Annotated in this window: 16 protein-coding genes; 4 read left to right on the top strand and 12 right to left on the bottom strand. The window is 49.7% G+C overall.

All coding sequences use genetic code 11. The annotated features are described in order from the left end of the window. Positions 1–39: 39 nt before the first annotated feature. From recO to rpoE, 10 genes are all read right to left on the bottom strand, one after another. Positions 40–786 (bottom strand): DNA repair protein RecO, encoded by a 747-nt coding sequence (recO, locus tag AC4GL5_RS01430; protein ID WP_490381004.1) that lies wholly within the window; start codon positions 784–786, stop codon positions 40–42. Between the two features lie 48 nt (positions 787–834). After that, a complete protein-coding gene (gene era / locus AC4GL5_RS01425; protein ID WP_490381003.1) occupies positions 835–1,743 on the bottom strand; it encodes a GTPase Era in 909 nt (302 codons plus the stop codon). A gap of 8 nt (positions 1,744–1,751) precedes the next feature. After that, a complete protein-coding gene (rnc, locus tag AC4GL5_RS01420) occupies positions 1,752–2,462 on the bottom strand; it encodes a ribonuclease III (RefSeq protein ID WP_490381002.1) in 711 nt (236 codons plus the stop codon). A gap of 65 nt (positions 2,463–2,527) precedes the next feature. Then, entirely contained in the window at positions 2,528–3,343 is an 816-nt protein-coding gene (lepB, locus tag AC4GL5_RS01415) for a signal peptidase I (RefSeq protein WP_490381001.1), read from the bottom strand. 1 nt (position 3,344) lies between these two features. Next, complete coding sequence (gene lepA, locus AC4GL5_RS01410) at positions 3,345–5,144, bottom strand: translation elongation factor 4 (RefSeq protein ID WP_490381000.1); 1,800 nt, start codon at positions 5,142–5,144, stop codon at positions 3,345–3,347. A 302-nt stretch (positions 5,145–5,446) separates the two neighbouring features. Continuing rightward, on the bottom strand, positions 5,447–6,832 hold the full coding sequence (locus AC4GL5_RS01405; RefSeq protein WP_490380999.1) for a DegQ family serine endoprotease: 1,386 nt from the start codon (positions 6,830–6,832) through the stop codon (positions 5,447–5,449). 183 nt (positions 6,833–7,015) lie between these two features. Continuing rightward, positions 7,016–7,480, bottom strand: coding sequence for a SoxR reducing system RseC family protein (locus AC4GL5_RS01400; RefSeq protein ID WP_490380998.1), 465 nt, complete (start codon positions 7,478–7,480; stop codon positions 7,016–7,018). Between the two features lie 97 nt (positions 7,481–7,577). Then, positions 7,578–8,492, bottom strand: coding sequence for a MucB/RseB C-terminal domain-containing protein (locus AC4GL5_RS01395; protein ID WP_490380997.1), 915 nt, complete (start codon positions 8,490–8,492; stop codon positions 7,578–7,580). Between the two features lie 66 nt (positions 8,493–8,558). Beyond that, positions 8,559–9,200, bottom strand: coding sequence for a sigma-E factor negative regulatory protein (locus AC4GL5_RS01390; protein ID WP_490380996.1), 642 nt, complete (start codon positions 9,198–9,200; stop codon positions 8,559–8,561). A 43-nt stretch (positions 9,201–9,243) separates the two neighbouring features. Next, positions 9,244–9,834 (bottom strand): RNA polymerase sigma factor RpoE, encoded by a 591-nt coding sequence (gene rpoE, locus AC4GL5_RS01385; protein ID WP_086480615.1) that lies wholly within the window; start codon positions 9,832–9,834, stop codon positions 9,244–9,246. Between the two features lie 429 nt (positions 9,835–10,263). Here rpoE and nadB point away from each other — a divergent pair, with 429 nt between their 5' ends. Beyond that, positions 10,264–11,865, top strand: a complete 1,602-nt coding sequence (gene nadB / locus AC4GL5_RS01380) for an L-aspartate oxidase (protein ID WP_490380995.1) — start codon at positions 10,264–10,266, stop codon at positions 11,863–11,865. A 56-nt stretch (positions 11,866–11,921) separates the two neighbouring features. On the opposite strand, the gene AC4GL5_RS01375 is transcribed toward nadB, so the two are convergent. After that, positions 11,922–12,362 (bottom strand): protein YgfX, encoded by a 441-nt coding sequence (locus AC4GL5_RS01375; protein ID WP_490380994.1) that lies wholly within the window; start codon positions 12,360–12,362, stop codon positions 11,922–11,924. Continuing rightward, the gene (locus AC4GL5_RS01370) at positions 12,322–12,600 is read right to left on the bottom strand and encodes an FAD assembly factor SdhE (RefSeq protein WP_490380993.1); all 279 of its coding nucleotides are present in this window, start codon (positions 12,598–12,600) and stop codon (positions 12,322–12,324) included. Before AC4GL5_RS01370 ends, AC4GL5_RS01375 begins: the two co-directional genes overlap by 41 nt. Positions 12,601–12,864: 264 nt before the next feature. On the opposite strand from AC4GL5_RS01370, the gene ihfB reads away from it, so the two are divergent. The 3 genes from ihfB to AC4GL5_RS01355 all read left to right on the top strand — a co-directional run bounded on the left by ihfB (position 12,865) and on the right by AC4GL5_RS01355 (position 14,763). Further along, on the top strand, positions 12,865–13,161 hold the full coding sequence (gene ihfB, locus AC4GL5_RS01365; RefSeq protein ID WP_490380992.1) for an integration host factor subunit beta: 297 nt from the start codon (positions 12,865–12,867) through the stop codon (positions 13,159–13,161). Between the two features lie 119 nt (positions 13,162–13,280). After that, the gene (locus tag AC4GL5_RS01360) at positions 13,281–13,592 is read left to right on the top strand and encodes a lipopolysaccharide assembly protein LapA domain-containing protein (protein ID WP_490380991.1); all 312 of its coding nucleotides are present in this window, start codon (positions 13,281–13,283) and stop codon (positions 13,590–13,592) included. Beyond that, entirely contained in the window at positions 13,585–14,763 is a 1,179-nt protein-coding gene (locus AC4GL5_RS01355) for a tetratricopeptide repeat protein (RefSeq protein ID WP_490380990.1), read from the top strand. The genes AC4GL5_RS01360 and AC4GL5_RS01355 overlap by 8 nt, the downstream gene beginning before the upstream one ends. The last annotated feature ends 118 nt before the right edge of the window (positions 14,764–14,881 follow it).

Here is a 14,881-nt window from a genome sequence, read left to right as displayed (position 1 = left end):
TCAGGGCTGACACTGAATGTTCTATACCTACGGGGAAAACTAAAGATTGGTCTGACGCTGACCGGCATTCGCTGGCTTAGAGATACCGGCCTGGAATAACTGTCGTGACAGCAATGGCTTATCACCCAATAGCGGCTGGAGTGCGATACGACTCAGTTTTTTGGCGGCTTTCAGGACCTCGGGAGTGGACCAGTCCTGCTCTTTCAGCGCTAAAAGTTGCGCCCCCAGAAAACCATTCTGGGCCGGATGGAAACCGTTCTTAACCGGATGAAATCCGAACTCCCAGTGATAGCTATAGTGCTGATCTGCCTGCAAATCACCACCTTTATGATCCGCGAAGATCAGTGGATAACCCAGCGTTTCCAGTAACTGCCATTCAAAGCAGCGCAGAGAGGGCTCAAGCTGATCCGCCTGCTGTAACTGGGCGATCAGTAACGCGTATTCACGAAACAATTCCGGCACCGCCTCCTGAGGCAATAAAAGACGGTTAAGCAGTTCATTAGCGTACAGCACACAGCTCAGAGATCGGCCACCTAACAGGGGAAGCTGGCCACAGGGTTCAATATCAAACAGGGTTTTCAGACTCGCATCGCCGCGCCAGGATAGCTGCAGTGGTTGCAGAGGCTGCAGCAAAGCCCGGTTGCGGCTTTTTTTCTGACGAACACCCCGGGCTACGCCATCAATACGTCCATAATCTAACGTCAATAAAGAGACCAGCGCACTGGACTCCTTGTAGGGACGACTGTGAAGAACGTATGCCGGTTGGCAATGAACACTGGCAGCCACAGGTGTTATTCCATCAGGAAGGGATGAGATCCGGGATAAAGTCGTGGATCAGAGATCAGAATATCCCAGACTTTTCAGGGCACGTTCGTCATCAGACCAACCGCCTTTCACTTTAACCCACAGGTTAAGCATCACTTTGCCACCGAAAGCACGCTCCATATCGATACGGGCTTCCTGACCAATCTGCTTAATACGGGAGCCTTTTTCACCGATGATGATGCGTTTCTGACCGGCACGCTCCACCAGAATCAACGCACCAATAAACAGAATGCCGTCATCTTCGCTGAACTCTTCGATCTCGACCGTCGCCTGATAAGGCAGCTCATCACCCAGCTGACGCATGATCTTTTCACGCACCAGTTCAGAGGCAAGGAAACGCTCGGTACGGTCGGTTACCTGATCTTCCGGATAATAATGGAACGACTCCGGCATATAGCTCCGCACCTGCTCCTGCAGCTGTTCCAGATTATGGCCGTGCTGAGCAGAGATCGGAATAATGGCATCAAAGTCACGCTTCTGGGCAACTTCTTCGATGTAAGGCAGCAGAGCTTCTTTTTCTTCCAGACGATCCATTTTGTTGATCGCCAGAATCACAGGGCACTTCAGTCCTTCAAGCTTTTGCAGTACCACATCATCTTCGTCGGTCCAGCGCATGCGGTCGATGATAAAAATAACCAGATCCACATCTTTCAGTGCGCTGCTGGCCGCCTGATTCATATAGCGGTTGATCGCTTTGTTACGATCTTTCTCCAGCTTGTGCATCCCCGGTGTATCCACATAAACCACCTGAACATCATCCTCGGTTTTGATACCCACAACCTGATGGCGTGTGGTCTGAGGACGACGGGAGGTAATACTCAGCTTCTGGCCGAGAATATGGTTCATCAGGGTAGACTTGCCCACATTAGGACGGCCAACAATGGCTACAAAGCCACAACGGCTGGTCTGATCACTCATGGGTGCACTCACTTCTTGCTATCCGACTTTTTGGCAGACTGCTTTTTGGATTCCAGTGCGGTCAGCGCGTTTTTAGCCGCCTGTTGTTCCGCATTACGACGACTGCTACCGATACCAATGGTCTTGTCACTGAGCAGTACAACATGACATTCAACGGTAAACGTCTGGTCATGTGCCTCACCCTCAACAGAAATCACATCATACTTAGGAAGACTCTGTTGACGGGACTGCAGGAACTCCTGCAACAACGTCTTAGGGTCTTTCTGAGTATCGTTCAGATTCAGTTTGGTCAGCCGTTCTTTGTACCAGTCGAGAATACGTTCACGGACCACATCCATACCGGCATCAATATAAATTGCGCCAATCACGGCTTCCATCGCATCAGCCAGAATCGAATCACGACGATAACCACCGCTTTTCAGCTCACCGGAGCCCAGTTGCAGGTAATCACCCAAGTCAAATTCGCGGGCAACTTCAGCCAGCGTCAGACCTTTCACCAGACGCGCACGCAGGCGACTCAGCTGCCCTTCCCGGGCCTCTGTGAAGCGGTGATATAAGGCTTCAGCGATGACAAAGTTAACGATAGAATCACCCAGAAACTCCAGACGCTCGTTGTTACTGCCACCAAAGCTGCGGTGAGTAAGCGCCAGCTTGAGCTGGTTAATATCGGTAAAGGTATAGCCCAGTTTTTTACTGAGTTCGTTCAGATTTGCTTTCACTCTAACTCGTTCTTTTTCCGTCATCAGAAAAGGCAAACCGGCCCAGTTGGCCGGTCGTTAAATGTTTACTGTATTACCCGAACATCGGAGAAGCTGGGCATACTGGACCAACCTTCCCAGTGCATCCATACTGCAAAGGCTTTACCGACAATATGATCTTCCGGGACGAAGCCCCAGTAGCGGCTGTCGTTACTGTGATCACGGTTATCCCCCATCACAAAGTACTTACCTTCCGGTACAACCACTTCACGCATATTCTGGCCCGGCTGGAGACTGTTGTAGATCTCATGCTCGATGTCACCCAGAGATTCACGCAGCAGTTTCCGGTTCGGGTTTCCGGCAGGCAGCGCTGCAACAAACTGTTGAGTAGCAGGCTCACCGTTGATGTAGAGCACCTTGTTCTCGTAGCGCAGGCGATCACCGGGCAGGCCAATAACCCGTTTGATGTAATTCACCTTGTCATCCTCAGGATAGCGGAAGACCATCACATCGCCACGTTCAGGATCATCGACCTCTACAATCCGGTCATTGCTCACCGGCAGGCGCAGACCGTAAGCGAACTTATTCACCAGAATAAAGTCACCGATTTTCAGTGTTGGCAGCATTGATCCGCTGGGGATCTGAAACGGCTCAACCACAAAAGAGCGGACGACCAATACCAGAAACAGTACCGGAAAAAATGAGCGGGAGTACTCAGCCCACAGGGGTTCTGTTTCCAGCTGGTTAATCACCTCTGCATCCATAGCGGAGCGCTGAGGCTGATTCAGAAAAGCACTGACGGCTCGTTTCCGCTTCTTAGCAAAGAAGAAAACGTCAGCAGCATAGCCGACACCCGTTACGGCTACCGCAATCACCAGCACTAATGCAAAATCAAAATCCATATTACTTATCCACTTTGAGAACGGCCAGGAAGGCATCCTGCGGAATTTCCACACGACCCACCTGCTTCATCCGTTTTTTACCTTCTTTCTGCTTCTGCAGAAGCTTTTTCTTACGACTTACATCACCACCATAACATTTGGCGGTTACGTTCTTGCGCAGTGCTTTTACCGTCTGTCGGGCAACTACCTGGTTACCCATTGCAGCCTGAATCGCAACGTCAAACATCTGACGCGGAATAATCTCTTTCATCTTCTCAGTCAGGGCGATGCCGCGACTGCGGATATGTTCTTTATGGACAATACAGGCCAACGCGTCGACTTTGTCACCATTAATCAGGATATCCAGACGCGCCAGATCAGCAGCCTGAAAACGATCAAAACTGTAATCCAGAGAAGCGAAACCGCGGCTGACAGATTTCAGGCGATCAAAGAAGTCCAGAACCACTTCATTCATCGGAACATCGTACGCCAGCTGAACCTGTTTACCCATAAACTGCATATCGATCTGCACACCGCGCTTCTCAACACAAAGAGAAATCACGCCACCCAGCATATCCTGAGGAACCAGAATATTCACGCGGGCGATCGGCTCACGCATCTCTTCAATGCCGGCCGGATCAGGCAGTTTAGCCGGACTGTCGACATGAATCACGTCACCATTTTTTAACAGGACTTCAAAAATTACCGTGGGTGCCGTAGTGATCAGATCCAGGTCGTATTCACGCTCCAGACGCTCCTGGATAATCTCCATGTGCAGCATACCCAGGAAGCCACAACGGAAACCAAAACCTAACGCTTCACTGTTTTCCGGTTCGTAGAACAAGGAAGCATCGTTGAGCGTCAGCTTCTCCAGTGCATCACGGAAATCTTCGTAATCATCAGAGCTTACCGGGAACAGGCCCGCATAAACCTGAGGTTTTACTTTCTGGAAACCCGGCAGCATCGCCACATCAGGGGTTTTCGCTGATGTGATTGTGTCACCGACCGGCGCACCGTGAATATCTTTAATACCGGCAACCAGATAGCCCACTTCACCGGCTTTCAGAATACCGGTTGGTGTACGCTTCGGCGTGAAGATACCCACGGCATCAACGCCCCAGGCTTTACCGGTGGATTTCATGATGATCTTATCGCCCTTGCGAACCGTACCTTCAACCACACGGATCAGGGAAACTACGCCAAGGTAGTTATCAAACCAGGAATCGATAATCAGTGCCTGCAAATCGCCATCCGGATCACCTTCCGGCGGTGGAATACGGGCAACCAGATCTTCCAGAACATCATCAATACCCAGACCGGACTTGGCACTGCAACGTACCGCCTCAGTCGCATCAATACCGATAATATCTTCAATCTCCTGCGCAACCCGGTCAGGTTCCGCTTGAGGCAGATCCATTTTGTTCAGAACGGGAACCACTTCCAGATCCTGTTCGATAGCGGTATAGCAGTTAGCAACCGATTGGGCTTCAACACCCTGTGCCGCATCTACGACCAGCAGAGCACCTTCACAGGCCGCCAGAGAACGGGAAACTTCGTAGGAAAAATCCACGTGTCCGGGAGTATCAATGAAGTTCAGCTGGTAGGTATTACCGTCTTTGGCGGTGTAGTTAAGAGTTACACTTTGCGCCTTAATAGTAATACCGCGCTCACGCTCAATATCCATGGAGTCCAGAACCTGAGCAGCCATTTCACGCTCGGTCAGGCCTTCACAGGTCTGAATAAAGCGGTCTGCCAGAGTGGATTTGCCATGATCGATATGGGCAATAATAGAGAAGTTACGGATGTGACTTAAGCGACTCACAGTATATTTTCACCAAAGAAAGGTCATCTGCTGACGAATATGAATGGTTCTATTCAGTCGGGGCTTGGGGTTGGCCTGAACAGGTATGACCATCAATCCCGAAAAATGTAAAAAGCCCCGGAAAAATTAGCACCGAAGTCTACATGATTCCCTTTGCATACGCCATGCCCAGAGAGGTGTGACCGTTCAGATTTCTGAAATGAGTCGGCATAAAAAAAGGGATTAAAGCCTGAAACGATCACATAACGTAAGCAGTCGGGAAACCAGCATCTCCCGACTGCCCAAAGATTGTGAACTAAGGCTTATTCAACCTTAAGAGGAACAAAAGCGGGCTCTCCGCGACGAACAACGCGCACAGGTACAGACTGCCCTTTTTTCAATAGCTCAACAGCTTTGCGGTAATCCTTCAGATTATTGATTTGACGATTCCCCATCATAGTGATGACATCGCCTTCGCGGAAACCGGAGCGAGAGGCACTACCCGGTTCAATATCCATAATCACCACACCTTCATCAACACCCCAGCGCTGCTTCATCTCAGAATTCAGCTCTGCAACCTTCAGACCCAAACGGTCTGCTGGCTGCTCCTGCTGCGTACGACGCTGCCCCCGCTGATCCGGCAGCTCCTCAATTGTAATATTCAGCAACTTACGTGAACCATCGCGCAGTACCTGAACTTTGGCTTTATCACCGGGACGGACCTGACCAACCAGTGGTGGTAACTCTCCGGAACGATGAATTGACTGCCCTTCAAATTCCAGGATGATATCCCCCTCCTGAATCCCCCCCTTGCCTGCCGGACCATCTGGCGCAACCTGAACTACCAGCGCCCCCATCGGCTTTCTTAGGCCAAAGGACTCAGCCAGATCACGATTCACTTCCTGAATAACAACACCTAACCAACCCCGGGCAACACGCCCTTTTTCTTTCAACTGGTCGGCTACATTCATAGCGACATCAATAGGAATGGCAAAAGACAGTCCCATAAAGCCGCCGGATCGGGTATAGATCTGAGAGTTAATACCGATTACCTCACCCTCCAGGTTGAACAGCGGGCCACCAGAATTACCTGGATTGATCGCGACGTCAGTTTGGATGAAAGGCACATAGTTTTCGTTCGGCAGAGAGCGGTTCACTGCACTGACAATACCTGCCGTTACGGAGTGATCAAAACCAAACGGAGAGCCAATGGCCAGCACCCACTCACCGGCCTTCAGTGTCGAGGAATCGCCCAATTCAACCACGGGTAATGAAGATCCATCAATTTTAAGAAGCGCCAGATCCGTTCGCTTATCCAGACCAACCACCGTCGCCTCCATCTCACGACGGTCTGACAGCCGGACAACAATCTGATCTGCGCCTTCAACGACATGATTGTTGGTCAGAATATAACCATCATCGGAAATAATAAAACCGGAACCCAGTGACTGTTGAGGCTGTTCCTGGGGGTTACCGCGACGGCCAAAGAAATGACGAAAAATCTCCGGCAGATCCTCCTGATCCATACCAGCAATTGGTGGATGGTTGTCGGAACGGGTTTTGATCGTACTTATATTCACCACCGCCGGAGCGGCATCTTCTACAAGATCAGTGAAATCCGGAAGATTGTATGCCTGTACTTTACTGGCAAAAAGCAACCAGCCCAGCATCCAGGTCAGGGACACAAGAACTTTGCCTATATTTTTCATCAAACTCTCCTGAACAGAAGTGTCTGAATATGAGGATAATATTGGCTCGTCCGCGACGGAAATCAACATAGATTCCGACCTGAACACCTCAACTATCCACATACACAGCCAACAGATAATTAAGACAGGGAAAAACGCTAACAAGGCTAATGCCTATGCTTTTGTTTTCTAAGTAAGGTGTATCTATTGATTCATCAAGGGAATATCGCCAGTTTGGGACAACTTACGCAGTACCACTGGCTGATACTGGGCATCCTGCCTGTGACGCCAGCTGTACCAGCGCACATATCCAAAACCTGCCAGAAGCCCTGCTGCAGCCAAAACGAAACTCATCAGAGAATCCTGACCAAACACAGCTTCACCCGCCAACGCTCCAATCATCAATGCCACAAGAGGCAACAGATAAAGCAGGGCGGACCCGCGGAGAAAAGCACCTTCATCAAGCCCCAGAACAACCTGATCACCAACCTGAAGCACTTTGTCAGTATTCACCTGTAGTCGCTGAGTTTTGCCGCTACTTATTTTGCTCAATAGAGAGTGGCCACAACTACTTTTGGCAGAACAACTTTGACAAGCACTCTGGCGGCAGGTTTCAACCCAAACTTCTCCGGGTGCGACTTCAACAACAACTGCTTGCTCTTCCAGCATGGCTGAACCTTTTCAATGGGTTATCCGTAATAGCCCAAGCTTAAACGACCCATCCCTGGCAACAAACCACTGAATCCATCACTGAGATTCAGCAAAATCAGAAGGCTGCGGCGATCTTCTGAGCAGTATGCAGAGGAATCTCTCCAACAACCGTAATCATGCGTCCCTGGTTCTGTTCATGGATGCTACGCACCACAACCACAGTAGCACCGTACTGGTGATGCCCCTCTTTCAGAGAATCGGCCCGCAACGGTTCAACAAAGACAGAGAAAGTGCTGACTCCGTCAGACCAGGAGTACATATTGGCCAGATGGTTATCAGAAACCACAACAGCCTGCTTTTGCATAAAGAGTTCAAAGCCATCCGGTAGCCAAGGTAGTACGTCCTGCGAACTCTTCAGAGGCGACTCTTCCGAAGCCCCGGCAGCAGATTGTTCTGCTTTAGCCGTGAAGGAAAATGAGGTGAACTGAAACGTTTCAAGCTCACGAGCCAAAGGGTCCAGCGTCACAGATTTCAGCAGAAGAGCCGATTCTTTATCAAGCCACAGTCGATACCCCAAGCGCTGATTATCCCTGGGAACAATTTCAACAATCACTGCAGGACGACCAACGACACGCCCCTGACCTTTCAACTGCAACTGGTAATGCTCTTTAACCCGCTCAAGAGCGCCTGAAAAACGCCCAAATGGGTTGCGTCCCTGAATACGCTCACTGGCTACGACTTCACCGGAGATCTTGCGCGTTATACGCCCTCCCTGCTGAAGAAACTCCCGTGGCAAGCCATCCAGATAACTGAGCCGTGATTGCTCACCCTGCTCATTAACATCATGACTGAGCTCAACCGCATCCAACTGACCTTCTCTGGAATAAACAAGCACACCACTGTATTCATAGTTATGCATAGCATCAGTAAAACGCTGCAACCACTGATCTGCCGTTTCGGCTGCTTTAGCCGCCTGAGACACCAACAGTACGCCCAGAAGGCTTATTGTAGGTATAAATTTTCTGATCATGAATCACTACCTGTCTGAACCGGATAACAGGTTATGCTGTAGCACTTCCACTCCGGTTCTGAACGCTTATTGACCCGCAGCCTGATAACCCGATACGCGGACAATCGGCATCATGCCGTGAGTACCATTGGTGGCCACATATTCCGAGTGCTGCATCAGATATCCACGAATCAGGCGTTCCTGACGTAGCTTCTGATTATCAACCAAACGGTAGGGGACCTGAGCCGACTCAGCGCCAGCACTGACACGCTGTACTCCAATTGGACTCTGCTGCAAACCCCGTGCGGGTAATGTTTGCTGATACGCAGAAGATTGCGTTGCTACCTGTTGGGCAATCGGCAGATCCTGCTGCGGATTCGGCATCAGCAGGACAACTGCAGCGGCAACGGATGCAGCAATCGCGCCCTTAGCCATCCAAGTATCGGACATTTTCGATGCCCGTTCGCGCCAGTTATCAAACAGCTTCCTGCGTCGGGCCGGTTCCGGCTCAGCTTCAAGAGCAACAGAGATACGGTCGGCAATATCAACCAACTGTTCCTGCTCAAACTCTTTGTGCAGCACACTGCGTACCAGATGATACCGATGCCAGGTATCTGCCAGTTGTTCGCCATCAGTTTCATCGCAGGCTTTTAGAATACGGCGCAACTCCAGCTCATCAGCTTCGTTGTCCATCAGATGTGAAAGCGACTGGTGAATATTATCACTCATAGCTAACCTCGGTTCTTACTTACCCTGCAGAACAGGGTGAAAATTACTGAGCCGCCAGCTCAGGCTCAAACAGTCGCTTAATTTCACGATCCACTGCCTCACGGGCACGGAAAATACGTGAACGGACTGTCCCCACCGGGCACTGCATAACCTGAGCAATATCTTCATAGCTCATGCCATCCATTTCCCGTAGCGTAATAGCGGTACGCAACTCATCAGGTAAGTTGTTTATCGCTTTGTAAACCGTCGCTTCCAGCTCATCCCGTTCCAGACGTTTGTCCGGTGAAGCGTTATCGTTCAGACGACCGTCGTTATTGAGCACTTCAGCATCGTCATAATCGATATCAGTTCCGGGAGGCCTTCGGCCGCGGGATACCAGATAATTCTTTGCAGTATTGATAGCAATACGGTAAAGCCAGGTATAAAAAGCACTCTCTGAACGGAAGTTGCCTATCGCTCGGTACGCTTTAATAAAAGCCTCCTGAGTAACATCCAGCACTTCATGAGAATCCTTAATATAACGGCTGACCAAAGCAGCAATTTTGTGCTGATACTTACGCACCAGCAGATCAAATGCCCGCTTATCACCCGCCTGAACCCGCGCTACCAGCTGCTGATCCGTTTCCTTCGTCATCTCTCAACCTCAATGCGCACAAGGAGTAATCGTGTACGCAAAGCAAAATAAGGTGTTTCTTTCTGAACACTATGACTCATTATGACCTGTTGTATCGGATAATTATTATGCTACGTCAACAGGCTTTAGTCTGTGCCGGTATTCCTGTTTATCGTAATTCCATCATCGGCTGAACCGAAGAGCAATCAGCCCCAGAAATAAACAGCACACAAGAAAAACCAGAGATTCTCAGGGAACCTTCATCTCCCAGCCAACGTGACCAACGACGATTTCCAATGTAATGAAACCAAACGTAAGTTTGTCTGATGACTGAAATTTCTCTAACATCAGTTGCCCAAGTTATCTTGCCATTATGACCCGCGCCCTGTTCAAAGGTTCACCGTGTCACTGCAGGAATATTCATTTTTTTGTGCATCGGAAACAAGTTTGATGAGCCAGGTTTTTCAGCATGATGTTCTTATCGTCGGTAGCGGTGCTGCCGGTTTGTCTTTAGCCTTACAACTGGCAGATCACTGCTCTGTGGCCGTGCTGAGCAAAGGTACTCTGGATGACGGCTCAACCCGGTGGGCACAGGGCGGTATCGCTGCGGTACTGGATACTGACGACAGTGTGGAATCTCATGTACAGGACACCCTGATTGCAGGGGCTGACCTGTGTGATGAAGAAGCCGTTCGCTTTACGGTTGAAAACAGTAAAAAGAGTATCGACTGGCTGATCAGCCAGGGCGTTCCCTTTACCCCCAACGATGAAAGCGACAGCGACCAGCCTTATCACCTGACTCGCGAGGGCGGGCACAGCCATCGCCGAATCATTCACGCTGCTGATGCTACCGGCCTTGCGGTTTCCGATACTCTGATTGCTCAGGCACTGCGAAACAAGAGCATTCAGATTTATACCAACCGTATGGCAGTGGACCTGATCACCCGACGTAAACTGGATGCCGAGGGGCATGGCTGCGTTGGAGCCTATGTACTCAACTGTCAAACCGAGCACGTGGATGTCTTCAAAGCCCGCTTTGTGATTCTGGCAACCGGCGGTGCCAGCAAGGTTTATCTCTATACCAGCAATCCGGACGGTTCTTCCGGTGATGGTATCGCTATGGCCTGGCGTGCGGGTTGTCGTGTTGCCAATATGGAATTCAATCAGTTCCATCCCACCTGTCTTTACCACCCTCAGGCGAAGTCTTTTCTGATTACCGAAGCACTTCGCGGTGAGGGGGCTCATCTCCTGCTGCCCGATGGCAAACGCTTTATGCATCACTTTGATGAGCGTCAGGAACTGGCCCCAAGGGATGTAGTCGCCCGAGCGATCGACCATGAAATGAAGCGACTGGGCAGTGACTGTGTCTATCTGGATATCAGCCATAAACCCGCAGACTTTATTAAGGGCCACTTCCCGACGGTATATGAACGCTGCCTGGAATACGGTATCGATATCACCAAAGACCCGATCCCTGTTGTTCCCGCAGCACATTACACCTGTGGCGGTATCGTTGTGGACACCAAAGGCCGCACAGATACACCTAATCTTTACGCCATTGGCGAGGCAAGCTTCACAGGTCTTCATGGCGCCAACCGCATGGCCAGCAACTCGCTGCTCGAATGTCTGGTTTATGCCGAATCAGCGGCACAGGATATTCTCAGCAAACTGAATAGCGTGCCTGAACCACCTTATGTCCCCGACTGGGATGAGAGCCAGGTAACAGACTCGGATGAAGATGTGGTTATTGCTCACAATTGGGATGAGCTACGCCGCTTTATGTGGGATTACGTAGGCATCGTGCGGACCAATAAGCGCCTACAGCGTGCCAAGCACCGAATCGATATGCTGAACAACGAGATCTCTGAGTACTATTCCAACTACAAGATCTCCGGAGATCTGATCGAGCTACGTAACCTTTCAGTAGTCGCCGATCTGATTATCCGCTCGGCGCTGATGCGAAAAGAGAGTCGCGGCCTGCATTACACACTGGATTATCCCAAGCTCAGCACAGAACCCCGCAATACCTTCCTGACGCCAGACCAGTGGTAACAACGCTATTCCACCTCATCCCATGACGGCGCCTCGCTGAACAAAAAATGCCGCCTTCAGAACCTGAAGCCGGCATTTTTCTTTCTGAATCGAAGTAAAACCCTTAGTCGTCGAAAACTCTCACGGTCCATGCTATCCCGGGCAACGAACAAGCGATATAGCCGGCCTTTCTCATCCTTAAAAATCAGAAACTGCCAAAAACTGTAAAAACCGGAAGCATAATACAAATCCATCGGATAACGTTCACCGGAACGTAACGTCAACAGCCATGTTTCACTATCGGAACAGATTATCACGATATCGTTGGGCCGATTGAATAAGCCCAAGGCTCGTGAGGATTGCCACCAGAGTAGTACAGCCGGGATTGTAAAAAGAAAGCTCAAAGGCTCAGGGCGATGAAGGCAAAGTAAAATCAGAGGAAGGGCGTGGCTCGCAATCAGCCAGCCACGCAGCCCTTTAGAGGCTCTTAAAGTTAGACAGGTCGCCGTGTTCAGCATAAGCGATAATCTTCTGCAAAATCAGACGATGTTCAGATTCTTCCGGAAGATCACGCTGCATCAGCCAGACAAACAGATCCTGATCCTCGCACTCCAATAGCTTTTCATAGCGCGTGCGATCCGCTTCGTCCAAATCCCGAAAACAATCCCGCACGAAAGGCACCAGCATAAGATCCAACTCCCACATGCCACGCCGACTCTGCCACTGCAAACGCTTCACTTCTTCTTCGATACTCATTGTCACACCTAAAACTTATCAGACAGCCCATTTAGCAAACAGGGCAATTATCGCCAGTATACCGCGCTTGTTCTGCATACCCCAGATAGCGTTGAGCAATGATCAAAAGCAAAAAACTGCTTTTACCCATTGATTTTTCACTAACCTTTTGTTTAATACAGGATTATCCCTATTTTATTTTTCCATAAGTGGCCGATAATAATGTCGCTTATCTGAATAACAATGCTCCAGAAGAATAACGATCCAAAATGCAGGAAACAGACAATGACGAAATCAGAGCTAATTGAACAGATCACATTAAAACAGCCGGAGTTATCAGCTAAGGAAGTCGAATCTGCTGTGCGGATTCTTCTGGAACAGATAACAGATACTCTTGCTACAGGTGGCCGGGTTGAAATTCGGGGCTTTGGCAGCTTCTCGCTGCACTACCGTGAACCACGCACTGGCCGTAATCCCAAAACGGGCGAAGCCGTTGATCTAACAGGTAAATTTGTCCCCCACTTTAAACCGGGCAAAGAGCTGCGTGAACAGGTTGATGAGGCAAAAAGACTTCGTAGCTAGCCCCCGAAACACGACGAAGCTTAAAGCCATGTTCTTTACATCTGTTCTGTTTCACTAATGAGATTCCTGTCGAATGCTGGCATAATCCAGCCATACCCAACCGGATAACAGGAGTTAAGATGCGTTGGCTCAAAAGCGGTATTCTCTTTGCTGTGGTCTTAATACTTCTGATCACCGGCGTGCTTTTTTCTTCCCGAAATACAACACCCTACGCGATTGATCTGCTTATTCTGCGTTTGCCGGAAATCAGCATCTCTCTTCTCATACTGGGAAGCCTTGTTATTGGACTCATCACTGGCTGGCTATTGTCACTCTCTACCTTTGTCCGTCTGAAAACAGCGCAGATGCGTAGTGAGAAAGCTCTTAAGGTTGCTCAAAAAGAACTGGATACTCTGCGCATTTCCGGCCTTAAGGATACACAGAATGAATGAAGTGCTGTTGCTGGTAACACTGGTTACAGCGATAGCAATCGGTTTTTTTCTTGGTTACAAAGCCAAAAATAAAAACCGAGGGGCCACGGCTTCCCTGTCAGAAAACAGCCTGAATAAAGACTACTTCACCGGACTAACCTATCTGTTAAACGATCAACAGGATCAGGCAATCGAAACTTTTATGCGGGTTCTCGAAATCAATCCCGAGACTGTTGATACGCATATCGCCATGGGCAACCTGTTTCGTAGCAAGGGCGAAACAGAAAAGGCCATTCGTCTGCATCAGAACCTTTTTGCTCGTCCAACCCTCAGCAAATCCCTTACGCAACAGGTTCAACTGGAGCTGGCACGGGATTTTTTTGCCGCAGGGCTCTTTGACCGCGCTGAGCGCCTTCTGCTTGAAATCACTGAAGCCCAATCTGATGAAGTTCGCCTACAGGTACTGAAACTTCTACTGCGTATTTATGAACAAGAAAAAGAGTGGCAGAAAGCCATCGAGATCAGCAATAACCGTCTGTTGAGGGACCTCCCCGAACAACGAAAAGCGATTGCTCACTATTATTGTGAACTGGCAGAAACCCTGCTTAACCGGCAAGAAACCACGCAAGCCAGAAAATATCTGAAGCAAGCACTTTACAACGACCCCAACTGCATCCGGGCAAACTGGTCAACAGCCAGTATGGAACTCAAAAGCAATAATATCCGTAAAGGCCGCTCGCTTCTGCTACGCATTCCCGAACAGGACAAGCGCTATTACTCTCTGATTCTTCCTGAACTGCGACAGATTATGACCGATAAAGATCTGAGCCCCATTCTGGATGAAGCCCTGGAGCAATTCCCGTCACAAACAGCACTTAGCCTAAAGACAGAACTGATCCAGCAACGTTATGACAGTCACTCAGCGTTAGAGTACCTTGAAGCCTATTCTGCACGACAGAAAAGCTCATCGCCCTTCGTTGCAGCCCTTCAGGTCAACCTCATACTGGAGCAGAAAAACAGCGTTCCACTAAAACCAAGATTGCATCAACTGGAACAGCAGCTGGCTCGCTTTGAAAGCAAGCAGCATCAATCACGATGCGTCAGCTGCGGCTTCAAAAGCCAGCATAGCCCACTCTGGCAGTGCCCCAAGTGCAGAAGCTGGGGGAGTGTCCGCCCAGACGATATCCTCTGATCGATTATTCAGTCTGTGAAATGCACCACACTCAAATACAAAAAAGCGCACCCAAAGGTGCGCTTCAGACTGCTGACAAAGTCCTCGCCATCGTGCGGGGACTTTTTATAATAGCAAC

This window comes from Oceanospirillum sp., from assembly GCF_982874595.1.
The sequence above is the reverse complement of the archived record's forward strand: the minus strand, read 5'-3'. Positions and strand labels throughout refer to the sequence as shown.

Bases quoted from the DNA above. Each gene is read 5' to 3' on its own strand.
- era (WP_490381003.1), bottom strand. From the start codon at position 1,743: ATGAGTGATCAGACCAGCCGTTGTGGCTTTGTAGCCATTGTTGGCCGT.
- lepB (WP_490381001.1), bottom strand. From the start codon at position 3,343: ATGGATTTTGATTTTGCATTAGTGCTGGTGATTGCGGTAGCCGTAACG.
- AC4GL5_RS01405 (WP_490380999.1), bottom strand. From the start codon at position 6,832: ATGAAAAATATAGGCAAAGTTCTTGTGTCCCTGACCTGGATGCTGGGC.
- AC4GL5_RS01400 (WP_490380998.1), bottom strand. From the start codon at position 7,480: ATGCTGGAAGAGCAAGCAGTTGTTGTTGAAGTCGCACCCGGAGAAGTT.
- AC4GL5_RS01395 (WP_490380997.1), bottom strand. From the start codon at position 8,492: ATGATCAGAAAATTTATACCTACAATAAGCCTTCTGGGCGTACTGTTG.
- AC4GL5_RS01390 (WP_490380996.1), bottom strand. From the start codon at position 9,200: ATGAGTGATAATATTCACCAGTCGCTTTCACATCTGATGGACAACGAA.
- rpoE (WP_086480615.1), bottom strand. From the start codon at position 9,834: ATGACGAAGGAAACGGATCAGCAGCTGGTAGCGCGGGTTCAGGCGGGT.
- nadB (WP_490380995.1), top strand. From the start codon at position 10,264: ATGAGCCAGGTTTTTCAGCATGATGTTCTTATCGTCGGTAGCGGTGCT.
- AC4GL5_RS01375 (WP_490380994.1), bottom strand. From the start codon at position 12,362: ATGCTGAACACGGCGACCTGTCTAACTTTAAGAGCCTCTAAAGGGCTG.
- AC4GL5_RS01370 (WP_490380993.1), bottom strand. From the start codon at position 12,600: ATGAGTATCGAAGAAGAAGTGAAGCGTTTGCAGTGGCAGAGTCGGCGT.
- ihfB (WP_490380992.1), top strand. From the start codon at position 12,865: ATGACGAAATCAGAGCTAATTGAACAGATCACATTAAAACAGCCGGAG.
- AC4GL5_RS01360 (WP_490380991.1), top strand. From the start codon at position 13,281: ATGCGTTGGCTCAAAAGCGGTATTCTCTTTGCTGTGGTCTTAATACTT.
- AC4GL5_RS01355 (WP_490380990.1), top strand. From the start codon at position 13,585: ATGAATGAAGTGCTGTTGCTGGTAACACTGGTTACAGCGATAGCAATC.